The sequence below is a fragment of the Lentzea sp. NBRC 102530 genome (assembly GCF_030269365.1).
Taxonomy (GTDB): domain Bacteria; phylum Actinomycetota; class Actinomycetes; order Mycobacteriales; family Pseudonocardiaceae; genus Lentzea.
Map to the genome: position 1 here is coordinate 428,282 of NZ_BSTF01000003.1, position 23,159 is coordinate 451,440.

21 protein-coding genes are annotated in these 23,159 nt (G+C 69.2%); 7 read left to right on the forward strand and 14 right to left on the reverse strand.

What is annotated here, in order from left to right:
* Positions 1 to 31: 31 nt before the first annotated feature.
* Genes QSK25_RS09690 through macS form a run of 4 tightly spaced genes read right to left on the reverse strand, consistent with a single transcriptional unit; the run spans position 32 to position 3,863 of the window.
* A complete protein-coding gene (locus QSK25_RS09690) occupies positions 32 to 1,474 on the reverse strand; it encodes an SDR family oxidoreductase (RefSeq protein ID WP_285636671.1) in 1,443 nt (480 codons plus the stop codon).
* A gap of 36 nt (positions 1,475 to 1,510) precedes the next feature.
* Positions 1,511 to 2,047 (reverse strand): DUF1707 SHOCT-like domain-containing protein, encoded by a 537-nt coding sequence (locus QSK25_RS09695; protein WP_285636674.1) that lies wholly within the window; start codon positions 2,045 to 2,047, stop codon positions 1,511 to 1,513.
* On the reverse strand, positions 2,044 to 2,706 hold the full coding sequence (locus QSK25_RS09700) for a response regulator (RefSeq protein WP_285636676.1): 663 nt from the start codon (positions 2,704 to 2,706) through the stop codon (positions 2,044 to 2,046). The genes QSK25_RS09695 and QSK25_RS09700 overlap by 4 nt, the downstream gene beginning before the upstream one ends.
* On the reverse strand, positions 2,703 to 3,863 hold the full coding sequence (gene macS / locus QSK25_RS09705) for a MacS family sensor histidine kinase (RefSeq protein ID WP_285636679.1): 1,161 nt from the start codon (positions 3,861 to 3,863) through the stop codon (positions 2,703 to 2,705). Before macS ends, QSK25_RS09700 begins: the two co-directional genes overlap by 4 nt.
* Positions 3,864 to 3,980: 117 nt before the next feature.
* Here macS and QSK25_RS09710 point away from each other — a divergent pair, with 117 nt between their 5' ends.
* Complete coding sequence (locus QSK25_RS09710) at positions 3,981 to 5,183, forward strand: diguanylate cyclase (RefSeq protein ID WP_285636682.1); 1,203 nt, start codon at positions 3,981 to 3,983, stop codon at positions 5,181 to 5,183.
* A 149-nt stretch (positions 5,184 to 5,332) separates the two neighbouring features.
* Here the strand turns inward: QSK25_RS09710 and QSK25_RS09715 are convergent, their stop codons facing one another.
* On the reverse strand, positions 5,333 to 5,773 hold the full coding sequence (locus QSK25_RS09715; protein ID WP_285636685.1) for an SRPBCC family protein: 441 nt from the start codon (positions 5,771 to 5,773) through the stop codon (positions 5,333 to 5,335).
* Between the two features lie 2 nt (positions 5,774 to 5,775).
* Positions 5,776 to 6,927 (reverse strand): AI-2E family transporter, encoded by a 1,152-nt coding sequence (locus tag QSK25_RS09720; protein ID WP_285636688.1) that lies wholly within the window; start codon positions 6,925 to 6,927, stop codon positions 5,776 to 5,778.
* Between the two features lie 80 nt (positions 6,928 to 7,007).
* Here QSK25_RS09720 and QSK25_RS09725 point away from each other — a divergent pair, with 80 nt between their 5' ends.
* From QSK25_RS09725 to QSK25_RS09735, 3 genes are all read left to right on the forward strand, one after another.
* Entirely contained in the window at positions 7,008 to 9,185 is a 2,178-nt protein-coding gene (locus QSK25_RS09725) for a translocation/assembly module TamB domain-containing protein (protein WP_285636691.1), read from the forward strand.
* Positions 9,186 to 9,393: 208 nt separating this feature from the next.
* Positions 9,394 to 10,122, forward strand: coding sequence for a hypothetical protein (locus QSK25_RS09730; protein WP_285636694.1), 729 nt, complete (start codon positions 9,394 to 9,396; stop codon positions 10,120 to 10,122).
* A 199-nt stretch (positions 10,123 to 10,321) separates the two neighbouring features.
* A complete protein-coding gene (locus QSK25_RS09735) occupies positions 10,322 to 13,336 on the forward strand; it encodes a beta strand repeat-containing protein (RefSeq protein ID WP_285636697.1) in 3,015 nt (1,004 codons plus the stop codon).
* Positions 13,337 to 13,410: 74 nt separating this feature from the next.
* On the opposite strand, the gene QSK25_RS09740 is transcribed toward QSK25_RS09735, so the two are convergent.
* Both QSK25_RS09740 and QSK25_RS09745 read right to left on the reverse strand, forming a co-directional pair.
* The gene (locus QSK25_RS09740) at positions 13,411 to 13,779 is read right to left on the reverse strand and encodes a hypothetical protein (protein ID WP_285636700.1); all 369 of its coding nucleotides are present in this window, start codon (positions 13,777 to 13,779) and stop codon (positions 13,411 to 13,413) included.
* Between the two features lie 63 nt (positions 13,780 to 13,842).
* Positions 13,843 to 14,691 (reverse strand): SDR family oxidoreductase, encoded by an 849-nt coding sequence (locus QSK25_RS09745; RefSeq protein ID WP_285636703.1) that lies wholly within the window; start codon positions 14,689 to 14,691, stop codon positions 13,843 to 13,845.
* Positions 14,692 to 14,814: 123 nt separating this feature from the next.
* Here QSK25_RS09745 and QSK25_RS09750 point away from each other — a divergent pair, with 123 nt between their 5' ends.
* The gene (locus tag QSK25_RS09750; protein WP_285636705.1) at positions 14,815 to 15,414 is read left to right on the forward strand and encodes a TetR/AcrR family transcriptional regulator; all 600 of its coding nucleotides are present in this window, start codon (positions 14,815 to 14,817) and stop codon (positions 15,412 to 15,414) included.
* A 215-nt stretch (positions 15,415 to 15,629) separates the two neighbouring features.
* Here QSK25_RS09750 and dnaB read toward each other — a convergent pair whose 3' ends face one another.
* From dnaB to QSK25_RS09780, 6 genes are all read right to left on the reverse strand, one after another.
* A complete protein-coding gene (dnaB, locus tag QSK25_RS09755) occupies positions 15,630 to 17,657 on the reverse strand; it encodes a replicative DNA helicase (RefSeq protein WP_285637589.1) in 2,028 nt (675 codons plus the stop codon).
* Positions 17,658 to 18,192: 535 nt separating this feature from the next.
* Entirely contained in the window at positions 18,193 to 18,648 is a 456-nt protein-coding gene (gene rplI / locus QSK25_RS09760; protein ID WP_285636709.1) for a 50S ribosomal protein L9, read from the reverse strand.
* A gap of 17 nt (positions 18,649 to 18,665) precedes the next feature.
* A complete protein-coding gene (rpsR, locus tag QSK25_RS09765) occupies positions 18,666 to 18,905 on the reverse strand; it encodes a 30S ribosomal protein S18 (protein ID WP_030480165.1) in 240 nt (79 codons plus the stop codon).
* A 59-nt stretch (positions 18,906 to 18,964) separates the two neighbouring features.
* Entirely contained in the window at positions 18,965 to 19,471 is a 507-nt protein-coding gene (locus QSK25_RS09770) for a single-stranded DNA-binding protein (RefSeq protein ID WP_285636722.1), read from the reverse strand.
* Between the two features lie 29 nt (positions 19,472 to 19,500).
* Positions 19,501 to 19,809 (reverse strand): 30S ribosomal protein S6, encoded by a 309-nt coding sequence (gene rpsF, locus QSK25_RS09775; protein WP_112276372.1) that lies wholly within the window; start codon positions 19,807 to 19,809, stop codon positions 19,501 to 19,503.
* 101 nt (positions 19,810 to 19,910) lie between these two features.
* On the reverse strand, positions 19,911 to 20,846 hold the full coding sequence (locus QSK25_RS09780; RefSeq protein ID WP_285636728.1) for a hypothetical protein: 936 nt from the start codon (positions 20,844 to 20,846) through the stop codon (positions 19,911 to 19,913).
* 131 nt (positions 20,847 to 20,977) lie between these two features.
* On the opposite strand from QSK25_RS09780, the gene QSK25_RS09785 reads away from it, so the two are divergent.
* Together QSK25_RS09785 and QSK25_RS09790 are read left to right on the forward strand one after the other, a co-directional pair.
* Positions 20,978 to 21,748, forward strand: a complete 771-nt coding sequence (locus tag QSK25_RS09785; protein ID WP_285636731.1) for a deoxyribonuclease IV — start codon at positions 20,978 to 20,980, stop codon at positions 21,746 to 21,748.
* Between the two features lie 23 nt (positions 21,749 to 21,771).
* Positions 21,772 to 23,148 carry a glycosyltransferase family 87 protein gene (locus tag QSK25_RS09790; protein ID WP_285636733.1) on the forward strand — a complete coding sequence of 459 codons (1,377 nt, stop codon included), beginning with the start codon at positions 21,772 to 21,774 and terminating at the stop codon, positions 23,146 to 23,148.
* Positions 23,149 to 23,159: the final 11 nt, after the last annotated feature.

Here is a 23,159-nt window from a genome sequence, read left to right on the forward strand (position 1 = left end):
TTGCGGCTTGTGCAGTCCATCAGGACTTTCTTCATTTCTTGTGAAGCTCGGCTTCATTGGCGATGTTGCGCACCATGCCGCCGAACACGATGCCGTGGAAGGGGTAGACCGCCGCCCAGTAGAGGTGGCCGGCGAGCCCTTTGGGTACGAACACGGCGCGTTGGCGGTAAGTGGACCCGTCTCCCTCGTTGCCCGCCACTCGAAGCTCCAGCCAGGCCTTCCCGGGCACCTTCATCTCGGCGCGCAGCCGCAGCAGCGAGCCGCGTTCGATCTCCTCGACCCGCCACCAGTCGAGCGCGTCACCGGTGTGGAGGCGGTGCGGGTCCCGGCGGCCCCGCCTGAGCCCGACCCCGCCGGCGAGCCGGTCCATCCAGCCGCGCACCGCCCAGGCCAGCGGGAACGAGTACCAGCCGCGCTCGCCGCCGATGCCCTCGACCACCTCCCACAGCCGTTCGGGGGAGGCGTGCGTCCTGCGCTCGCGTTCGTCGATGTAGGCGGACCCGCCGGACCAGTCGGGGTCGCTCGGCAGCGGCTCGCTCGGCGCACCCGGCGTGGACGCCCCCGACCAGCGCGTCTCGACGTCGGCGTCCCGGATCTTGTCCAGGGCCAGCTCGACGGCCTTGTCGTAACCGATGTTCTCGCCGGGCAACAACGTCCGGATGTCGTTCTCGCGGCACACCACCTCGTGCACCAGGGACTCGATCAACGGCCGCGCGATCGACTTCGGCACCGGCGTGACGACGTTGACCCAGTGCGACGACAACCCCGGCGTCAGCAGCGGCACCGGCAGCACCCGGCGTCGCGGCAGCCCCGCGACCTTGGCGTACCGCATCATCATTTCCAGGTAGGTGAGGACGTCCGGCCCGCCGATGTCGAACGTGCGGTTCTGGCCTTCGAGCGTCGTGGCGTCGACCAGGTACCGCAGCACGTCCCGGACGGCGATCGGCTGGATGCGGTTGTGCACCCACCTCGGCGTGACCATGACCGGCAGCCGTTCGGTGAGGTAGCGCAGCATCTCGAAGCTGGCAGAACCCGACCCGATGATCACCGCGGCCTGCAGCACCACGGCCTGCACGCCGGAGCGCAGGAAGACCTCGCCGACCTCCTTGCGCGACGCGAGGTGCGGCGACAGCTCGGTGCCCTCGGGGTGCAGCCCGCCCAGGTAGACGATTCGGCGCACCCCGGCCCGTTCGGCGGCGTAGGCCAGGTTCTGCGCGGCCTTGCGGTCGGCGTCCGCGAAGTCCTTCGAGTGCAACGAGTGCACCAGGTAGTGGACGACGTCGATGCCCTTGAGGGCTTCGTCGAGGTCACCGAGCACGTCCCCGCGCACGATCTCGACGTCGGCCGCCCACGGCACGTCGCGCAGCTTCTCCGGAGATCGGACGAGGCAACGGACCTCGTGCCCTTCGGCCAGCAGCCTGGGCACGAGTCGTCCGCCGAGGTACCCGGTCGCGCCGGTAACGAGACACCGCATGTCCCGATCCTGCGGGTTGCCCGGCCTCCGTGCAGATCAGCGCTTGGAGCGCTTGATCACCACCGTGCCGCCCCTGACCACGCCCTTGAGCTGGAAGTGCGGGTTGCCGACGGTGTTGCGGACCTTGTCCTTCAACTCGCCGGCGGTGATCTCCACGGCGTCGAAGTTCACCGACGACCCGGCCGGCACCAGCATCTTCACCGTGCCGAGCGACACGTCGAGGTCGACGTTCACGACCGGCGGCACCTCGGCGGCGGTGAAGTCGAGGTTGGTGGTGCCGAGGGTGTTGCGGATGACGAGCTCCTGCGGCACGACCCAGTGGCCCTTGCGGGTCGTGGTGCTCATCGTGTTCTTGAGTTCGGTGCGGGCGTGGGCCAGTTCGTTGTTGACCATGCCCGGCAGGTCCATCAACACGCCGTTGAGGTCTGCCCTGGTCTTCGCGGCGAGAGCGGTGTCCGTGCGGACGGTGAACTCGTCCAGCGTGATCATGCCGCGGCCCACCGCCTTGTTCAGCAGGCTGACGACGTGCTCACGTTCCGCGTCGGACACGCGTAAGTCTCTGGGGTCTGTCATTTCTCTGCCTCCGGTTCGGCGTCGAGACCGTGCTCGATGGCATAACGCGCCAGCTCCACCCGGTTGTGCAGTTGGAGTTTCCGCAAAGTCGACTGGACGTGGTTTTCGACCGTGCGGTGGGAGATGACCAGGCGGTTCGCGATCTGCCGTGCGGTGAGACCCTTGGCGACGAGCCGCAGCACCTCGGTCTCCCGGTCGGTGAGCTGGGGCTTCTCCTCGGAGCCGTCCGGGGCGGCGGCCATCCGCCGGTACTCGCCCAGGACCAGGCCCGCGAGGCCCGCCGTGAACACCGCGTCGCCCGCGGCCGTGCGGGAGACGGCCTCGACCAGTTCCTCCGACGACGCGGACTTCACGAGGTAACCCGACGCTCCGGCCTTCACGGCCTGCAGGACGTCGTCGTGCTCACCGGACGCGGACAGCACCAGCACGCGCGTCTCCGGCAGCTCGCTGGTGATCATCGCGGTGGCGTCGACGCCGGAGAGTTCGCCGAGGTTGAGGTCCATCAGGACCACGTTCGGACGCACGGCCTTCGCGATGCGCACGGCCGAGGGCGCGTCGCCTGCGGTCGCCACGATCTCGAAGCCGCGTTCCTGCAGGTCGCGAGCCACGCCTTCGCGCCACATCGGGTGGTCGTCCACGACCATCACCGAGACCGTCATCTTGCCGCCCCCTTCCTGTACACCCGAACCTCCCACTCCGTGCCCTCCCCCGGCCCGGTCTGGAGCTCGAGCGTGCCGCCGAGCGACTCCACCCGGCCCTTGATCGACTTCGCGATCCCCATCCTGCCCTCCGCGGCGGCCAGCGCGATCCGGCCTTCCGGGATGCCGGGACCATCGTCCCTGACGCTGAGCACTATCTCCTCGCCGAGGTCTTCGAGCAGCACCCACGCCCGTGCGTCCTCGCCGGCGTGCTTGTCCACGTTGGACAGCGCCTCGCGGACCAGCGACGTCAGTTCGTTCGCCGCCGCGGCCGCGAACATCACCTGCGTCGCGGGGGTCGAGATCTGGATGCGGGGCGTGGCCAGCAACTGCAACCCGGGCCGCAGATCGATCTCGCCGTCCACAGTGGAGTCCGCGGGCGCGGCGGCGACGAGGTTCCGCAGTGCGACCTCCTGCTCGCCGGCCATCTTGGCCAGTTCGGCGGCCTCCCCGCCGACCTCGAGCCCGCGCTTGCGCACGCGGGCGAGCACCTGGAGCACGCTGTCGTGGATCGACCGGGCAAGCCTTTCGCGTTCCGCGGTGGCCGCTTCCGCTCGGAGGGCCTGTGCGAGGAGGACGGCCGACCTGCGGGCCGTGGCCGAGGCCATGCCGACGACCATGCCCGCGCCCGCGAGCAACACGACGTCGCGCAACAGGTCGAGGCTGGGCACGCCCTTGCTCAGGTACGTGGAGAGGCCGACGGCCAGCCCGCCCGCGAAGCCCGCGTACGGCCCGCCCAACGCCCCGAGCGCGACCGCCGGAACGCACGCCCAGATCGTGGTGATCAGCGGGACGTTCAGCGTCAGCAGCTGTTGCTCGGACATGATCAACGGCGACAACGACATGAGACCGCAGGTCAGGGCCAGGTCCACGAGGACCAGCGGCCACCGCCTGCCCCACGTCGTGCTGTACGCACGGCTCGTGAAGACGGACCACAGCGCCATCGCTCCGAGCGTCGCCCACGCGAGCCACGGCCGTACGTAACCGGACTGGTTCGCGATGACGTTCGCCGCCGCGAAGAGGAATGTGACTATGCGTAGCGCAATCGTCCCGCGCCACAGGGGCGTGGCCGGGTCCTCGATCACCTTCGTCACACGTTCGGCAGGCTCTTTGGGCACGCTGTGCTCCTTTCAGGCACCATCCTGCCGGGTGAACGTGTGCCAGCTAACCCCCAGGTGGCCGTCTTCTGCCGAACGGAGGAATGTGCGACGCTCTCCGGGTTCGGGGGAGGGGCGATGCGGGTGCGCGATTGGCCGGTGTGGACTTTGCGGCGGCCCGCGCTCTGCTACTGGCTGTTCATCGACGTGGCAGCCCTCGCCACCGTCACGTACGCGATCGTTTCGTCCGAAACGCCGTCACCCTCCGAAATCGCCAGGTTCGCCGCCATCGCCGGCACCGCGGGCGCGGTCATCATCGCCAGCGCCATGTACAGCCACCGCCTGGGCGAGACCGAGCGCAACCCGTGGGCCGCACACCTCTCCTACCTGACCGCGGGCATCATCGCGCTCCCCCCGAACCTGATGGTGCTGCTGCTCTTCGGCCCGGCCCTGCACTGCCTGCTGGCGCAACGCCCGGAAACCCACCGCTGGCTGTTCACCCTGAGCGCCACCACCCTGGCCGTCTTCACCACCCGCTACCTCCTCGGCTGGGTCAACCCCGACGGCAACCTGCTGATCATGACCGTGGGCGCGACCATCCTGCTGATCCTGCGCGCCGGCCTGATCGCCTTCGGCCTCAAGCTCCGCCGCCCCACCGCGACGTTCGAGGAGAACGTCGGCGAACCCATCGACGCGGTCCTGGGGATAGTGGCCGTGTCGATCGGTGGCCTCATGGGCTGCGTGGCCACCTCGAACGCCGTCCACGCCCTGATCGCCGGACCCCCGCTGGCCCTGCTGGAACGAGCGGCCCAACTCCCCCAATGGCGCCGCTCGGCCCAGCGCGACGCCAAGACCGGCCTCGCCAACGCCGTCCACTGGGACAGCCGGGCCCGTTACGAACTGACCAAGGGCGCGGGCCGCACCCGCCCGATGGCCGTGATGCTGCTCGACCTGGACCACTTCAAGAAGGTCAACGACGAGGTCGGCCACCTGGCCGGGGACGCGGCGCTGGCCGCGATCTCGTTGCTGCTGCGCGGCACCGTCCGGCGCGGCGACCTCGTCGGGCGGTTCGGTGGCGAGGAGTTCGTGGTGCTGCTGCCCGAGGCCACTCCCGACGAGGCCGAGTCGGTGGCGGAACGGGTGCGCAAGGCCGTGGCGGCGTTGCGGGTGCCCACGATGGCGTACGACGGCAAGCCGTACGAGCTCCAGGGGCTGACCGTGTCCATCGGGGTGTCGACGACGACCCGGTTCGGGTACGAGCTGCCGGACCTGCTGGTGGCGGCGGACGCGGCGTTGCTCGCGGCGAAGGCGTACGGACGCAACCTCGTGTCGATGGCCTAGCGCCCCACCGCGATACGCCGTCCCCCCCCCCCCCCCCAGCCGCGACACGCCGTCCACTCAGTGCACGCGGGGCGCTTTCGTTCGCGTGGACCGCACGCAGGGGCCCCGCGTGCGTCACACGACGGCGGCGCTGGGGTGCGGGACGGCGCTTAGGCGTTCAGGTACTTCGTGATCTCCGTGCGCATGTGCTCGTGCGCGAACCGCGCCTTCGCGAACCCGTAGGAGAAGAGCAGGCTCGGCGACTCGAACGTGATGCCCACGTCGATCCGCACCTGCCCGGTCCCGGCCTCGGCCACCTTCACGTGGCTGCGCAACGTCGTCCGGGGCTGTTGGTGCGCCACGGTGAGCACCTCGTCGTCGCCGCGCAGCACCAGGTCCGCGCGGTAGGTGATGTGCATGCCCACCGGTCCGAACTTCAGCCGCGACGTAACGGCGGTGCTGCGCAGCACGCCCGGACCCGGCGGCACGGTCGCGGTCGAGACCGCCAGCGGGTGCATGGTCACCAGCCGCGGGACGTCGGCCATCAGGTCGACCGCCGAGGCGACGGTACCCCTGCCGGTGATCGTGTAGTCGAACGTTCCAGTGCGCACGTTCAGAGTTCCTTCACCCGTTCGCTCTTGTCGTCCTTGGGTGCCGTGTCCTGCGGGTTCAGCACGTCCACCTGCTCCGGCTCCTGCGCCGCGTCCGCATCGGACACCAGCGACCGGATCCCGGAGTTCAGCACCGCCAGCAACGGCACCGCCAGCAACGCCCCGGCGATCCCGCCGGTCACCAACCCGCCGGCGATGGCCAGCACCACGGCCAGCGGGTGCAGCTTCACCGCGCGCCCCAGCAACAACGGCTGCAGGACGTGCGACTCCAGCTGCATCACGCCGATCAACACGGCCAGCACCACAAGCGCAGCGATAGGCCCGTTGGTCACCAACGCGATCAACACAGCCACAGCGCCCGTGAACACCGCACCGATGATGGGGATGAACGCCCCGAGGAACACCAACGCCGACAGCGGCACCACGAGCGGCACCCCGATGATCGCCAGCCCGATGCCGACACCGACGGCGTCCACGATCGCGACCACGGCGGTCGCCCGCACGTAGGAGACGAGCGACCCGAACCCGCGGCGCCCGGCCACGTCCACCCGCTGCCGCACGTCCCTGGGCACCGCGCGGGTGACGAACCGCCAGATCCCGTCGCCGTCGTGCAAGAAGAAGATCAGCGTGAAGAGCGCCAGCAGCAACCCGGTCAGCAGCTCGCCGAGGGTCGCCGCGGTGGTGAGGGCACCGGACGTGATCTCCGCCTGGTTCTCCTTGATCGTCTTGACGACCTCGTTGACGTACCCCTGCAGCTGCTGGTCCGACAGGTGCGCGGGCCCGTCCTTCAGCCACTTCTGGATGGTGTCCAGCGACGCGGCCACCTGCGACTGCAGCTCCGGCAGACCGCGGGAGAACTCGCTGATCACGAACGTCAGCACACCGCCGAGCACGCCGATGCCCAGGATCATCATCACCGTGGTCGCGACCCCGCGCGGCACCCGCCACTCGACGAGCTTCGTCACCCCCGGCGACAGCAGGGCGGCGAGCAGCAGGGCGATTGCGACGGGGATCACGATCGACGCGAGGAAGCCGAACACGTACGCGACGACGTACAACGCGGCGATCACCACGACGAACCGCCAGCTCAGCGCGGCGCTCACCCGCAACAGCTTCGGAACGCGGTTGCTGATCTCCGACTCCGGCGTGCTCATGGACCTCAACTTAACTGTTCGGACCCTCGCCAACCCGGAACTCCACCAGGGATGATCCGACTCGTCAGGGGGAGGACGAAGTGATCAAGCCGGAAGACTTGACCGAAGTCGAGCGCCAGGTCGCGGGCGCCTACGCCGGCGGCACCGAGATCGACCTGACCGGACAGAGCGCCCGCGGCGAGGTGCTCACCGGTCTGCTGACCGGTATGTACCGCGTTCCGCGCAAGGGACTACCCGCTTTGCGCCTGCGCAACGCGCGGATCACCGGGAAGTTCGAACTCGAGGGCACGCGCGTCACGCGGGTCATCGACCTGACCCACTGCGCGTTCGAGGAACCGCTCGACCTCCGCATGGCCCGCCTGATCGGCCTGCGCCTGCGCGGTACCCGCGTGCCGGGTCTGCAGGGCCGCAACCTCAGGGTCTTCAGCGACCTGGTGCTCGAAGCCGGCTTCACCTGCACCGGCACCGTCGACCTCACCGACGCGGCGGTGGACGGCACCCTCCGGCTCGCCGGCGCGGTGCTCCGTTCCAACACCCACCACGCGCTGCTCGGCGCACGCCTGCGGGTCAGCGGTTCCGTGCAGGCCATCGCGATGCGCGCGCAAGGTGAGGTGAGGCTGCGCGGCGCGAACGTCGGCGGCAGCGTGCACCTCGGGGGTGCGCGGCTGATCAACACCGGCAAGGACGCGCTCGACGCGTCCGGGCTCGTCGTCGCCGGCAACGTCTTCTGCAACGCCGAGGGCGGCCGGTTCACCGCCGACGGCCGCGTCCTCTTCGACGGCGCACGGATCGGCGGCAACGTCGAGTTCACCGGCGCCCGCCTCAACTCCACCCACCGCGTCGACAACCAGGTGCTCGTCCTGCCGCACGGATCGGCGGACGAGGCCGCGACGCTGGTGGCCGACCGCATCCGGGTCGAGGGCAACGTCGAGCTCGACGACGGGTTCACCAGCACCGGCACGGTCCGGCTGCCCAACGCGAGCGTCGGCGGGTACCTGCGGATGTCCGGCGCGGTGATCGGGCCGCGCGAGGTCGCCGAGGAACTCGCTGGTGACGTCACCAACCGCATCCCCGTCGCACTGCACGCCGACGGCATGCAGGTGCGCGGTGACGTCGAGGCGCGCAGCGCGGTCAACGGCGCGGGCACGCGTTGCCCGGCGTTGCAGACCTACGGCCAGGTGCGGTTGTCCAACGCGACGATCATGGGCAGCGCCAGCATGTCCGGCGTCTCGTTGCACGGGCCGGGCATCGACGTCCTGTTCGCCGACCGCCTCCAGATAGGAGGCACGCTCTTCCTGCGCGAGCTGAAGGCCAAGGGCTCGATCCGCCTGCAGAACGCGAACATCGGCTCCACGCTCGACCTGTCCGGCGCCGAGCTCACGTTGCCACGCCTGCGGCCGAACGGCACGCAGAAGCCCTCACTCGACGCCCGCGCCATCACGATCGGCAAGGACCTGTTGTGCAGCCGCGGGTTCACGGCCGTCGGCGGTGTGCGGATCAGACTCGGCGAGGTCGGCAAGATGGCCACGTTCAGCGACTCGCACCTCGGCTCGACCGCCGCCGACATCGCGTTGAACGCCTACGGCCTCACCGTGCACCAGTTCCGCCTGCACATCCCCGAGGGCCAGGAGCCCAAGGGCAAGGTCGTGCTGAGCCGCCTCAAGGCCGTGTCGGTGACCGACGGGCCGGGGCTGTGGGACGCCAGGGGCGGCGTCGCCGTGGACGACTTCGAGTTCGCCGGCATCACCGCCGACCCGGACGTGCCGGTGCAGACGCGGCTGAAGTGGCTGCTCAAGGTCCAGCCGGACTTCGCGCCCGGACCGTACGAGCAGCTCGCCGCCGTCTACCAGCAGGGTGGCGAAGAGGAACTCGCGCAGAAGGTCCAGCTGGAGAAGCAGCGCCGCCGCTACTCGGAACTCGGCAGGGCCGGTCGGGTCTGGGGCATGGTGCAGCGCTTCACCGTCGGGTACGGCTACCGGCCGTGGCTCGCGATCTGCTGGCTCGCCGTCTTCTGGCTCGTCGGCGCGCTGTGGTTCAACTGGCACCCGATGGTCCGGCTCAACAAGGACGAGGACCCGGTCTGGAACGCCGCCCTGCTCGCGCTCGACCTGTTGATCCCGATCATCGACTTCGGTCAGGACGGGAAATGGCAGTTCACGGGTGCGTCGCAATGGGTCGCGGCGCTGCTCGTGGCCGTTGGCTGGGTGCTCGCTTCTACTGCTGCTGCGGGAGCCGCACGCGTTCTTAAACGCGTGTAATTCCGCGCGATTTCAGGCGGGGCGTTCACACGATGTGGTTAACCGGGCGCTCAGAGCGTGCATTCGGGGTGGATGGACTGGCAGAGTCGCCGACGTCGACTTGATCAGCTTGATCTTGATCGTCGGCGATTCCCTTGAGTGCCACCGAGTAGCGAGGTTTCCTGCGTTGTTCTCCGCTGATCTGCGAGCGAAGACGGGAGCGTCCGGCATGCGCCGGTTCGCCACCCGTGCGCTGCTCGCCGTCGGTGGGGCGATCGCGGGAACGGCCGTTGCGTGGGCACTCGGCACGTCGTCGGCCCACGCGGCCGAAGGCGCTGACACGCAGCAGTTCGACATCGTCAGCAAGGTCGTCGCGTCCAGCGACGAGAAGCTGCCGGTCGTCGTCGTTCCGGCTGCCAAGGCAGTGCACAAGATCGACGAGACCTTGCGCGCCGAGCAGGAGAAGGCTCGCGCCGCCCTGCCGAACGTGCAGGTCCAGCAGGCGGTCGAGACGATCGCCGAGCGCATCCTGCCGCAGGTCACCAGGATCGGTCAGACGCAGGCACCCGCCGAAGAGCGGATGCTCGACGTGACGTTCCCGGAGATCCCGGCCCCTGCCACCGGAGCCGTCCAGTCGGCGGACCCGGTGGTCTCGCAGTACACCGGCCCGTCCGGTGCTTCGTGGACTGACCTGTTGGAGCACCACAACTTCGTCGTGCCCTCCGAACAGCGTCCGTCCCTGCCCAGCAACCCGTTGCCGAAGCTGCCCGTCCCGGCCCCCGCGCCGGTGCAGTGCTCCTCGTGCCACGACGGTTCTGGCTCTGCCAAGGGCAGCCTTCTCGCTGCTCTCGCTGCTCCCGGCAACGCTCACGGCATCTCGTCGACGGCTGCTCTCGCGCCGTCCACCGACGAGGTCACCGTGACGCCGGGCAAGCAGCCCGGTATCAACCCCGACTGATCACAGCGCGCGGTCCGCGACAGCCTTCCTCCCCACGGCTGTCCGGGATTCGACCGACGCGCTTTTTTCTTGCGCTCCTTTCGGTCGATCACCGCGTGCGACTCCCCCGGTGAAAGACGCGCCTTCCCCTGCGCGTTCTCGGCCCCACCTCCCATGAACCCCCGTTTCTCTGAACGGGAATTTGGAAAAAGGAGATCTAATGCAGACCTGGGCAAAGCGCGGACTTCAGACCGCGTTTGTCACTGGTGGTTTGCTGATGCTCGGTACGGGCATCGCTTCTGCCCAGGAGAACGTCGACCCCGACGCCGCCCCGCCGGCCGTCGACGTCGCCGCTTCGGTCCCGCTGAAGGCGGACCAGAACAAGCTGGCCACCCCGGTCAAGGAGATCACTCTCCCCAAGGTCGACCGCACGATCAGCACGGACCGCGTCACCAGCGCGGTGCCCACCCGCACGGCTGCGCCCGTCGCGAACCCGCTGGTCCGCCAGGCCGGTGAGCGCCTGCAGGGCACCGCGCTGCAGGGCCTCATCCGCGGCAACACGATCCAGGCGCACGTCGATGTGCCGATCAACATCTGCGGCAACGCGATCGCGGTCCTCGCGAACACCGACGCGACCGCCGACTGCTCGCAGACCACGCACCGCGACGGCACGATCGTCACGGACGGCGCGGGCCAGGCGCTGGCCGGCAACGTCGTCGCCGTCAACCACATCCTGCCGGTCCAGATCACCGGCAACGCCATCGCGGCGGGTGGCAACGCCACCACCAACACGGCCGCCGAGCAGGTCTCGACGACCGGCGGCGACATCACCACCAACGGTGACCGCGGCGCCATCTCCGGCAACGTCGTCGCCGAGCAGGGTGCGACCCCCGTCCAGATCACCGGCAACGGTGTGGGTGCGGCCGGCATCGCGCAGGCCAACTCGACCGCCGACACGTTCGCGTCCTCCGAGGGCGACGTGCTGACGAGCGGCAAGAGCAGCTCCATCTCCGGCAACGCAGTGCCGATCCCGCTGGCCCCGCTGGCCGAGGTCAACGGCAACTCCGCCGCGGGTGCGGGCAACTCCGGCACCGACTCGGTGCAGACCGGCACCGCGATCGCCGGTGGCAAGACCGACACCAACGGTGACCCGGCCACGCTGGCCGGCAACGTCGTGGCCCCCGCCCTCGCGGGCCCCGTCACGGTGGACGACAACGCCGCCGCGGTCGGTGGCAACGCCGCCGCTGTGAGCGACACGTCGAACTGGTCCGACGCCGGTGGCCACATCCACACCGACGGCCGCGGCTCCACCGCGTCCGGCAACATCGCGGGCGTCCCCGTCTCGCTGCCCACCTCGGTCGGCGGCAACGGCGCGTCCCTGGTCGGCAACGCGCTGACCGACCACGCGAACGAGGTCACCTCGAACGCCGGTGGCGACGCCTACACGCTGGGCGACAAGTCGGTCCTCTCGGGCAACATCGCCGACGTTCCCCCGGCCACGGCCGTGGACGTGTGCGGCAACGGTGCGACGCTGGCCGGCCAGGCGGCGGGCACCTGCGTCAACGACGTCGACTCGGAGACGGGCGGCTACCAGGGCACCACCGGCAACGACTCGGTGATCTCGGGCAACATCGCCCAGACCCCCGTTGCCACCCCGGCCGAGGTCTACGGCATCGCCGGCACCCTCGGTGGCCAGGCGTCGGGCTCCGCGGACGAGACCAAGTCGGTCCGTTCCAGCGGCCAGCCGAACACCGAAGACGACAACGGCACGGTCTCCAGCAACATCGTGACCGCCCCGACGGCCGCCGCGCCGCAGGTCTTCGCGGTCACCGCGGGCCTCGTCGGCAACACCACGTCGGACACCTCGAACGACACCAAGGTCATCGCGGGCGACGACCCCAAGGCGTTCGGCAAGAAGTCCTCGGCCTCCGGCAACATCGTCCAGGTCCCGACCTCGACGCCGGCCCAGGTCTTCGCCGACGGTGCCACCCTGGTCGGCAACAACAAGACCACCGGTGACAACGCCACCGACATGAAGGCCGGCGGCGACGCCATCACCACCGGCGAGGCGGGCTCCATCGCGGGCAACGTCGTGTCGGCTCCGGTCGCCACCGGCACGCAGGTGCTCGGCTGGTCGGTCGGCGGCGGCAGCAACGTCGACGCCTTCTCCACCAACTCGCTGTCGTCCGTCGCCGGTGGCGACGTCAACAGCAACGGTGACAAGGGTGCCGTCTCCGGCAACCTGATCGGCGCTCAGCCGGCCGTTCTCCCCGCGGTGCCGGGCAACACGGTCGCCGCGGCCGGCATCACCAACTCCGACGTGGTGTCCGACACCAACGTCATCTCGGGTGCCGACAGCTACTCGACGGCCGACGACGCCTCGGTGTCCGGCAACCTGATCCACGTCCCCGCCAACGCCTTCGCGGGCGTCTACGCGGACGCGGTCGCGGCTGCGGGCAACGCGACGACCGTCACCGACAAGTCGTCGTACACCCAGGCCGGCGGCGAGATGCTGACCGAGGGCTCCGGCCCGCTGACCGCCCGCGAGATGACCGTTCCGGTCGAGGCGGCGGCCAAGGTCGCGCGCATCCCCGTCGAGGTCGTCGGCCAGGCGACCACGCTGGGCCAGAGCGACGACACGCAGCTCACCGGCGAGGACACCGACGGCACCCTGCGCGCCGCGCAGCTCAAGGGCCTCGAGCTCCCCAAGGGCGTCGACAGCCTGCTGAAGGCCAACCAGGTTCCGACCTTCCACGGCCTCGACAGCAAGCTGCCGGTCAACCAGTTCCCGAACCCGGCTGACCTGACCGCGATGGCCGGCACGCTGCCCGTCCCCGCGCTGCCCGGTGTGGCGCAGGAGCGCACCGCTCTGCCGGTGAACGGTGGCCTCGCGAGCCTGTCCCCGAACGTCCAGGGCCTGCCCCTGGGCCAGCTGCTCGACGGTGCCAAGGACCTGGTTCCGGCCGGCGCCACCGAGCGTTCGCTGCCGTCCCTGCCCGTGACCGCCCCGGCCCTGCCGGTGCCGGTCCAGCTGCCCGCCCTGCCGACCGAGCGCTCGCTGCCGACGCTCCCGGTCGACGGCCCGGCCTCCCTCTCGGGTCTCAACCTGAACCCGACCCAGGGCCTGGCCCCGCAGGCCGACGAGCGCGCGCTGCCGCAGCTGCCGTTCGGTGCCCCGGCGCTGTCCGCGCTGGACACGGCCAACGTCTTCAAGACGGTGTCCGGCCTGCTGTAAGCAACACCCGCTAGACGCAACACCCTCCTCCGGTAAGAAGCTGAGCCCCAGCGACACGACGGTGTCGCTGGGGCTCAGTGCCGTTCCGGGGGAGTTCGTGCTGTCTCGATGACGTCGTGCGGCTGCGCGTCCCCGTCACTGGTCACCCAGTGCACGTGCGGACTCTCCCCCACCAGCTGCCGGGTGAGCTCGGCGATCGGCTCCCCGTCCCCGAAGTCGTGCTCCGCCAGCACCGCGAGCGCCGAGTCGCTGAACCGCGCCACCGTGAAGTCCGGCCGCAACCCGTTCCGCAGTCGCTTGGCCGCCTCGATCACGTCGTCCGGCCCGCTGATGAGGACCAACGTGACGAGCGTGCCCCGTGTCCGCGCACGAATCAGCGCCTGCTCCAGGCGGTCGAGCAGCAGCGCGTGTCCGGGCAGCCCCGTGAGCGGGTCGTGCAGCACCCTCCGGTTCTAGCCGAGCCTCGTGCTGTTGACCAGCACCACCACCACGACGGGTGAGTGCCGTTATGCGTTGGGGTTGGGCACGGCCTTCTCCGCCGCCCGACTCGTCTCCTCCCAGGCGGCCCACGTCTCCATCCGCTGCTTCGACAGGTAGAACGCGACGTCGTAAACCATGCTCCCGAGCAACAGCCGCAACGGCGGCTCCTCGGCGTCGACCAGCTTCAGCACCGCCTCCGCGGCCAGCCGCGGCTCGCTGTCCACGGACCCCTCGGCCCACTGCTTCTCCAGCTCAGTCCGCAGATCCTGGTAGACGGGATCGGGCGTCGTCGCCTGGCTGCTCGCGTACAGGTCGGTCCAGTACCCACCGGGCTGCACGATGGTGACCTTGACCCCGAACTGCTTCGCCTCAGCGGCCAACGCCTCGCTCATCCCTTCGAGCGCGAACTTGCTGGCGCTGTACAAGCCGGTACTGGGAAACCCGCCGAGCGCCCCGATGCTGGAAACCTGCAGGAGGTGCCCACTCCGCTGCTTCCGCAGCTGCGGCATCACGGCCTGACTGACCCACAACGCCCCGAAGAAGTTGAGCTCCATCTGAGCCCGGGCCTCGGCCTCGCTGAACTCCTCGACCATCCCGGCGTGCAACACCCCGGCGTTGTTCACCACGACATCAAGCCGCCCGAACCGTTCCACGGCCTGGTCAACGGCCTCGAACACCTTCTCCCGATCCGTCACGTCAACGGCGAGCGCCAGCACGCGCTCCGGGTGCTCCGCGACGAGGTCGTCCAGCCGCGACACATCCCGAGCCACCCCGACCACCACGTCGCCGGCACCGAGCGCGGCCTCCGTGAACGCCCGCCCCAGCCCACGGCTGGCACCAGTGACAAACCAAACACGAGCCCCAGCGACGTTCATCTGCTTCTCCCCTTGATCCAACGAGACGAGACGTCTCGTCTCGTTGAGTGGAAGCATGCCTGCTTCCTTTGGGTTTGTCAACGAGACGAGTCGTCTCGTCTCGTGACCTGCTAGATTCCCCGAGTGCCCACCAAGGTCGCCCCAGATCCCACCCGCCGCAGCGACTCCTCCCGCCGCGCGATCCTCACCGCGGCCCTCGCGCTGGTCAGCGAGATCGGCTACCCCAACGTCACGATGGTCGCCATCGCCAAGGCAGCAGGCGTCGGCAAACAGACCATCTACCGCTGGTGGCCGACGAAGGGCGAACTCCTCTTCGACGCCTTCCTCTCCCTGGCAGGAGACGGCGGAGCAGCGTCACTCCCCGACACCGGCGACCTGGCCACGGACCTGAAGGCAGTACTGGACGCCACCGTCGACGAACTGAACGACCCGGGCCTGGACCAGGCGATGCGAGCCATGCACACCGAGGTGGTCCACGACCAGGACCTGGCCGCTGACTACGCCACCAGACTCGACGGCCCCATGCGCGCCCTGAAGAAGGCCCGCCTGGCAGCAGCGCAAGAGGCGGGCCAGATCGCGGACGACGTGGACCTGGACGTGGCGGTGGACCTGATCTGGGGCCCGATCCTCACCCGCTGGCTGCACCGCACCGAACCGCTGACCAGCGACTACGCCCACAGGGTGGTGGACACGGCCCTGCGAGGCCTGACCCCACGCGCCTGAGGTCCGACCGAGCGCCAGCATCGCGACGGCGCAGCCGAGCCCGCCAAGACCCAACGCAATGCCGCAGGCGAGGCGTCAGTCTTGGCTGAACCGTCGAGCTGGTGTGGTGACGTACGCGCCCAACCCGATCCCTACCGTCGCGCAGCGGCGATGAAATGGCCCGGCTCGTCAAAGTCTTTGCAGCCCAACGCAACCACCACCCGAAGGCGACCTGATCAGGTCTGGGCCAGGTCCGTGAACCGCGAGTAGTGCAGCTGGTGCGCCACGGTGATGGTCGCCGTAGGCCCAGCACGGTGCTTGGCGATGATCAGGTCAGCCTCACCGGCCCGGGGATCGTCCCGCTCCCAAGCGTCAGGCCGGTTGACCAGGATGACCATGTCGGCGTCCTGCTCCAGCGACCCGGACTCACGAAGGTCGGACAGCATCGGCCGCTTGTCGGTCCGCTGTTCCGGACCACGGTTCAGCTGCGAGATCGCGATCACCGGAACGTGGAGTTCCTTGGCGATCAGCTTCAGGTTTCGGGAGAACTCCGAGACTTCCTGCTGGCGGGACTCGGTCTTCTTGCCGGACGACATCAGCTGGAGGTAGTCGACGACGACGAGCTTGAGGTCGTGGCGCTGCTTCAACCGACGGGCCTTGGCCCGGATCTCCATCATGGTGAGGTTGGGGCTGTCGTCGACGAACAGGGGCGCTTCGCTGATCTCGCTCATGCGGCGGGCCAGGCGGGTCCAGTCGTCGTCGCTCATGGTGCCGCCTCGCATGTCGCTGAGGCGGATGCGGGCCTCGGCGGAGAGCATGCGCATGACGATTTCGGTGCGGCTCATTTCCAGGCTGAAGATGGCGCTGGTCATGCCGTGCTTCACCGAGCACGACCTGGCGAAGTCCAGGCCGAGCGTCGAGTTGTGGGTCGGGATCATGGTCTCGCCGGCCAGGTACAGGTGGTCGTGGTTGTCGACCTCCACGCAGCGGACCGGGACCGAGGCGACCGGGCGGACGGCGAGGATCTCCACCTGGTCGTGCCGGCCGAGGCTCGCGGTCAGCTCGTCCACGTCGCGGCGCAGGCGGGCGAAACGCCCGTCGATCTGCAGGGCGGCGAGGAGTTCGGCCCGCTGCTTGTGCGACGCGCGCAGGTACGCGGCCGGGATGTGCGGGTCGTCGGCCACGTCGAGGTCCTTCGCGACGCGGAGCTCCTCGTCGGTCAGTTCCAGGTCGCCGAGGCCCGAGAGGAACAGGCCGAGCGCGCGCGGCGACAGCGGCAGCGCGGCAGCAGGCAGTTCCCAGGCCGAGGACAGGCGCACGTACTGGCGGCAGAGGCCGACGCGATCGAAGAGCTGTGCGGTGGTGCGGATGGCCCAGAAGCCACCGGTCTCGGAGCAGGACTCGGTCAGCCACTGGTGTTCGGCGTCGGCGGTGATGACGGTGCCGTCGGAGAACTCGACCTCGAAACACGGGCGCCCAGTCATCACCTCGGTCGCGGCGACGACGCGGGTCGGGCGGCCGTCGGCGCCGATCAGGTACGAGCCGACCGCGACGGAACCCATCGTCGTCCAGCCGGACGGGGTGGGCAGCGGGGTGTCGAGAGCCAGCGCCTTGCCGACACCGGGGCGGGCGGCGACGATGATCATCTGGCCGCCGTGCAGGCCGTTGGTGAGGGCGTCGAGGTCCGCGAAGCCCGTCGGGATGCCCTGGGAGATGCCGCCCCGGGACGCGATGGCGTCGATCTCGTCCATCGTCGGCTGGAGCAGGTCCTCGAGGGCGACGTAGTCCTCGGTGGTGCGGCGGTCGGTGACCTCGTAGATCGCGGCCTGGGCCCGGTCGACCACCTCGTCGACGTCCGCGCCCTCCGCTCCGTTGTAGCCGAGCTGCACGATGCGGGTGCCGGCCTCGACGAGGCGACGCAGAACCGCCTTCTCGGCGACGATCTCGGCGTAGTAACCCGCGTTCGCCGCCGTGGGGACCGTCGCGATCAACGTGTGCAGGTACGGTGCGCCGCCGACGCGCAGCAGTTCGCCGCGGCGTTCGAGCTCGGCGGAGATGGTGATCGGGTCGGCCGGTTCGCCCCGGCCGTAGAGGTCGAGGATGCAGTCGTAGATCGCCTGGTGGGCAGGGCGGTAGAAGTCGTTCGGGGCGAGGGCCTCGATGACGTCCGCGATGGCGTCCTTCGACAGCAACATGCCGCCCAGCACGGACTGCTCCGCGGCCAGGTCCTGAGGCGGCTGGCGCTCGAAAGCGGGTTCCGCCATGCCCCGGTCGTCCACGAGCGCCACTGCTGAATCACCCCTGCGAAGAGTCGAGAAGCCGGTGCCTGAGTCCCCTAGTTGTACCTCGCGGCACCGACAATGTCGGGCGGCCACGCTGCGCGATGGGGCGCCCTGGTAGCGACGCTAGAGGGACCCGTCCGGAGCAAGCAAACCAGCGTGTGGATCGTCCTGTGGACAACTGGGGGACAACCTGTGGATGGTTGCTCACAGGGGTGAGGGCGCTGGGGACAACCTGTTGACAACCAGTGGAGTGACAGAAATAACCCCAGCTCAAAGGCTGTGCACAAGTTGTGGAAAAAGTTGTGTGGCACGCCCTCGGCGTGTCGCGAAAAACACTCTCGTCGGCGTGTCGCGGCGTCGGTAAACCTTCGGTTTATCCACAGGACGTGGACAAGCGCGCACTGGTCCGAACGAGCGAAAGCGCCACCCACCCGGAGCATTCCGGGTAGGCGGCGCTTCAGCAAACTCAACCGTGGGCGATCCCCACCATCGGGTGGTGATCATGGCCCAAAGTCAATTACTCGCCGGCCGTGACGTTCAGCGGCAGGGCGACGGTGACCTCGGGGTGGAGGCGAACCGTCACCGAGTGCTTGCCCGTGGTCTTGATGTGACCCGGCAGCTCGATGGCGCGCTTGTCCAGCACCGGACCACCGGCGGACTTGACGGCAGCCGCCACGTCCGCGTTGGTGACCGAGCCGAACAGCTTCTTGGAGCCCGAGGCGGCCTTCGCGGTCAGGGTGACGCCACCCAGACCCTCGAGCGCGGCCTTGATCTCCTTGGCGTGGTCCAGGTCGCGCACGCGGCGGGTGTCCTGCGCGCGGGTGATGACCTGGATCTGCTTCTGCGCACCGCGGGTCGCGACGATCGCGAGACCGCGCGGGAGCAGGTAGTTGCGGCCGTAGCCGTCCTTGACCTCGACGATGTCGCCGGGAGCGCCAAGGCCGGAAACGTCAGCGGTGAGGATGAGCTTCATCGCGAATGTCCCCTTTCTTAGCGAGCGGTCGAGGTGTAGGGCAGCAGGGCCATCTCACGGGCGTTCTTCACGGCAACAGCGACGTCGCGCTGGTGCTGCGAGCAGTTGCCCGTGACGCGGCGGGCACGGATCTTGCCGCGGTCCGAGATGAACTTGCGGAGCAGCGTCGTGTCCTTGTAGTCGATCAGGGACGCGCTCTTGTCCTTGCAGAAGGCGCAGACCTTCTTCTTGGGCTTGCGCACAGGCGGCTTGGCCATGTGTCTCTAACTCCTGGATACGCAGTGAATGAAGTACTGGATGACCGGTGCGGTTCGGTCTAGAAGGGGGGCTCGTCGGCAAAGCCACCGGAGCCGGCCGGCGGGGCGGAACCCCACGGGTCGTCTGCCGGCGCGCCGCCGCCACCGCCGCGAGACTGCTGACCGCCGCCGCCGCCGAAGCCGCCGCCACCGCCGTCTCCACGGCTGACCTTGTTGACCTTCGCGGTCGCGTAGCGCAGCGAGGGGCCGATCTCGTCGACCTCAAGCTCCACGACGGTGCGCTTCTCGCCTTCCTTCGTCTCGAAGGAACGCTGGCGCAGCCGTCCGGAGACGAGCACTCGCGAACCGCGGGTGAGCGACTCGGCCACGTTCTCGGCGACCTGCCGCCACACGTTGCACCGCAGGAACAGCGCTTCGCCGTCCTTCCACTCGCCGGACTGGCGGTCGAAGGTGCGGGGCGTGGAGGCCACCGTGAAGGAGGCCACCGCGGCACCGCTCTGGGTGAAGCGGAGTTCCGGGTCGGCAGTCAGGTTCCCGACCACCGTGATCGTCGTCTCACCAGCCATGTCTTGGGAGCTCCCCTAATCGAGGTTCGTCAGGCCTTGACGGCCGACTTGGCGGGCTCGCGGCGCAGGACCTTCGTCCGGAGCACCGTCTCCTGCAGACCGAGCTGGCGGTCCAGTTCCTTCACCGCGTCAGGCGTCGAGGTCAGGTCGAGCACCGCGTAGATGCCCTCGCTGTTCTTGTTGATCTCGAAGCTCAACCGGCGCTTGCCCCACACCTCGACCTTCTCAACGTTTCCGCCCGTGGTGCGGATGACGTTGAGGAACGTGTCGAGAGACGGCGCGATCGTGCGCTCGTCAAGGCTGGGGTCGAGGATGACCATCACTTCGTAATGACGCATGAGGACCACTCACCTCCTGTGGACTCGCGGCCACGGGCTTTCCGTGGCAGGAGGGTCGTCGCGTCAGCAACTGACAAAGGTTAACAGAGCGCGTCCGGCGACTACGCAGGGGTGCGGCGGAGCACCCAGGTCCGCACCAGCGCGCCCGTGACCAGCGCCAGCATCAGCACCGCGACCAGCACCGGAGCGCCGACACCGCCGGGACCCGAGAGCCGCGGCAACGCCGTGGCGCGACCGGCGGCCTGCACCGAGTCGCCCTCGATGCCCGTGCCGTTGGACGCGCGCGGCACCTGCGAGCCGTACCGGACGCCGGGGGACGGCGAGTACAGGCCCGGCATCGCGAACGGCAGCGAGCCGTAGCTGAACAGCGGCACGCGCCCGAAGTTCGAGCCGATCGGGTACAGCGAGAAGTCGCGGTTGCTGGGCGCACCGGCTCCGACGCCCGGAACGCCGGGCTGAGTGCCCGGCTGCGTACCGGGCTGGGTCCCCGGCTGACCGCCGGGGGGCTGCTGACCAGGGGGTTTCGGCTGGCCGGGCAGTTGCGGCGTCAACGCCTGCGACTGGTCGGCGATCGCCTTCGACCCGTCCTGGATCGGCGCCGCGACCTGGTTCACGCCGGTCACGACGATCTGGCAGCCCTGGCCCAGCGTCTGCCGCACCGTCTTGTCGAGGGTGCCGAGGATCGGCCCGAGCAGCGGGATCTTGTTGACCTCGGCCATCACCGCGTTGGCGATCGTCGCGCCGGAAATGGTCTGCGTCCCGACCTGCACCGCACCGATCGGCATGGGCTTGGCCTGCGCGAACGCCTTCTGGAACGGCTCGGCGAGCGGCGGCCCGAGCAGCGGCACGGCGCGCACCAGGTCGGTGATCGGCTGCGTCACGGCGGCCGGACTGAGAGAGATCGGAGTGCCGGGCGCGCCCTGCACGGACGTGGCACAGCTCCCGACCACGATGGGATCAGCCGCGTGCGCGACCCCGCCCACCGAAGCGGACGCCAGGGCCAGCAGCGCCGTGGCGGCGACGCTCAACAGCCTCATGCGAACCCCTTTCCTACTCTCAAGTAACGACCGTAGGTCCTGGTGGTGACGCGGGCCACCCCCAGTTTTCGCAATTACTCCTATCGGCGGCGGCTGCGATGACGTTATGGGCGGCGACTACCCTCCTGCGTATGCGCATCGGGGCCCATGTACGCGACGACGACCCGGTCGGCGCCGCGGCCGAACGCGGGGCCGAGGTCGTCCAGTTCTTCCTGTCGGATCCCCAGGGTTGGAAGAAGCCCAAACCCCACCCGCAGGCGGAGGCCCTGCTCGCCTCCGGCCTCGAGGTGTTCGTCCACGCCCCGTACCTGATCAACATCGCGTCGTTGAACAACAAGATCCGGATTCCGTCCAGGAAGAACGTGGTCCAGCACGCGGAGGCGGCCGCGACCGTCGGCGCCAAGGGCCTGGTCGTGCACGGCGGCCACGTGACCAAGGGCGAGGACCCGGCCGACGGCTTCGCGAACTGGCGCAAGTTCTTCGAACGGCAGGTCGCCGAAGGCGGCTTCGCGGTCCCGGTGCTGATCGAGAACACCGCGGGCGGCGACAACGCGATGGCGCGCTCGTTCGACAACATCAAGCGCCTCTGGGACGCGGTCGGCGAGTTCGGTTCGGGCTTCTGCCTGGACACCTGCCACGCGTTCGCGGCGGGCGAGGACCTGGTCGGCATCGTCGATCGGGTGAAAGCGATCACCGGCCGGATCGACCTCGTGCACCTCAACAGCTCGAAGGACGACTTCGGTTCGGCGCGCGATCGGCACGACAACATCAAGACTGGCACCATCGACGCCGATCAACTGGCGGCCGTGGTCGCCAGCGCCGGGTGCCCCGTCGTGGTGGAGACACCGGACGAGGGCCAGGCAGAAGACATCGCCTTCCTGCGCGACCGCGCCGGCCGGTGAACTCCGTGCACGAGGTGGTGAGCGTGACGCCCGAGCGAGGCGACGCCCGGCGTTTCGCGCACCGCTTCGGCAGCGCCGCCGCCGTCGTGCTCGTGCTCCTGTGCGGGCTCACGCTGCTGCTGGGCTTCGTCAACAAGGACCGCTGCACCGGTCCCTCGTTCGACCAGTGGGGCCGCACGCAGCCCGACTACGACGAGCGCAACAAGGAAGACGTCTGCTACTCCGACATCCAGCACCTCTGGATCGGGCGCGACATCGACCGCCACGTCTTCCCCTACGTCGACGGCAACATCAACGACAAGGGCGTCCTCATCGGGGGCACGGTCGAGTACCCGGTGCTCTCCGGCCTGCTGATCTGGGCGGGTGCGATCTTCGCGCACAACGACGCGGAGTACCTGCTCTACTCGTCGCTGCTGATGGCGCCGTTCGGCCTGCTCACCGGCTGGCTGCTGGGCAAGCTCGCCCGCTGGCGCGCCCTGCTCTGGGCGATCGGGCCACCGCTGGTCCTCTACGCGTTCCACAACTGGGACCTGCCGGTCGTGCTGTGCTCGGTCGCCGCGGTCTTCGTGGTGCACCGCTGGAACCGTCCGCTGGTCGAGAGAGCGGTGGTCGCGTCCGTTCTGCTGGGCCTCGGGTTCGCGTTCAAGGTCTACCCGGCGGCGTTCGTGCTGCCGCTGATGCTCTTCGTCGCCACCGGTGGCTGGCGCGGCCAGGAGATGCCCGACGGCAAGAAGGTCGACGTCGCCGGCGCGATCAAGGTCGGCCTCGCCTCGATCGTCACGGTCGTGCTGGTCAACCTGCCGTTCGCGATCGCCGGGTACGACGGCTGGGCGGCGTCGTTCGAGTTCCAGTCGCTGCGCCGGGTCGACATCACCACGAACTCGATCTGGTACTGGGGCCTGCGGCCGTTCATCGGCGACGACGCGATGCAGTCGCTGGTCGGCGTGCTCTCGCCGATCGCGATCCTGGTCTCGTTCGCGATCGCCGCGGGCTACGGCTGGGTGCGGTTCCGCCGCGAGGGCAGCTACCCGTGGATCGCGGTGTCCGGCGCGATGCTGTGCGGCTTCATGCTGCTGCACAAGGTCCACTCGCCGCAGTACACGCTGTGGCTGGTGCCGTTCCTCGTGCTGCTGCGCGTGCGGCTGATGTGGGCGTTCGCGTACTACGTCGTCGACATCGCGATGGGCATCGGCATCTTCCGCTGGTTCTGGGCGATCGAGTTCGGCCAGCCGGCGGGGATCTACGACAGCTTCTCCGCGCAGGCCGTGATGATCGGCGTGTGGGGCCGGGCCGCGCTGCTCGCGGCGTTGTTCGTGGTGTTCCTGAAGTCGAGGGACGTCACCGAGGACGACCACGAAGATCTGAAGTTCGTCCGCGGGACTGTAGCCGCGAGGGCCTGACCCGACGCAGA

Coding starts and splice junctions, on each gene's coding strand:
- QSK25_RS09690 (WP_285636671.1), bottom strand. CDS start 1,474: ATGCGGTGTCTCGTTACCGGCGCGACCGGGTACCTCGGCGGACGACTC.
- QSK25_RS09695 (WP_285636674.1), bottom strand. CDS start 2,047: ATGACAGACCCCAGAGACTTACGCGTGTCCGACGCGGAACGTGAGCAC.
- QSK25_RS09700 (WP_285636676.1), bottom strand. CDS start 2,706: ATGACGGTCTCGGTGATGGTCGTGGACGACCACCCGATGTGGCGCGAA.
- QSK25_RS09710 (WP_285636682.1), top strand. CDS start 3,981: ATGCGGGTGCGCGATTGGCCGGTGTGGACTTTGCGGCGGCCCGCGCTC.
- QSK25_RS09720 (WP_285636688.1), bottom strand. CDS start 6,927: ATGAGCACGCCGGAGTCGGAGATCAGCAACCGCGTTCCGAAGCTGTTG.
- QSK25_RS09730 (WP_285636694.1), top strand. CDS start 9,394: ATGCGCCGGTTCGCCACCCGTGCGCTGCTCGCCGTCGGTGGGGCGATC.
- QSK25_RS09735 (WP_285636697.1), top strand. CDS start 10,322: ATGCAGACCTGGGCAAAGCGCGGACTTCAGACCGCGTTTGTCACTGGT.
- QSK25_RS09745 (WP_285636703.1), bottom strand. CDS start 14,691: ATGAACGTCGCTGGGGCTCGTGTTTGGTTTGTCACTGGTGCCAGCCGT.
- dnaB (WP_285637589.1), bottom strand. CDS start 17,657: ATGGCGGAACCCGCTTTCGAGCGCCAGCCGCCTCAGGACCTGGCCGCG.
- rplI (WP_285636709.1), bottom strand. CDS start 18,648: ATGAAGCTCATCCTCACCGCTGACGTTTCCGGCCTTGGCGCTCCCGGC.
- rpsR (WP_030480165.1), bottom strand. CDS start 18,905: ATGGCCAAGCCGCCTGTGCGCAAGCCCAAGAAGAAGGTCTGCGCCTTC.
- QSK25_RS09770 (WP_285636722.1), bottom strand. CDS start 19,471: ATGGCTGGTGAGACGACGATCACGGTGGTCGGGAACCTGACTGCCGAC.
- rpsF (WP_112276372.1), bottom strand. CDS start 19,809: ATGCGTCATTACGAAGTGATGGTCATCCTCGACCCCAGCCTTGACGAG.
- QSK25_RS09780 (WP_285636728.1), bottom strand. CDS start 20,846: ATGAGGCTGTTGAGCGTCGCCGCCACGGCGCTGCTGGCCCTGGCGTCC.
- QSK25_RS09785 (WP_285636731.1), top strand. CDS start 20,978: ATGCGCATCGGGGCCCATGTACGCGACGACGACCCGGTCGGCGCCGCG.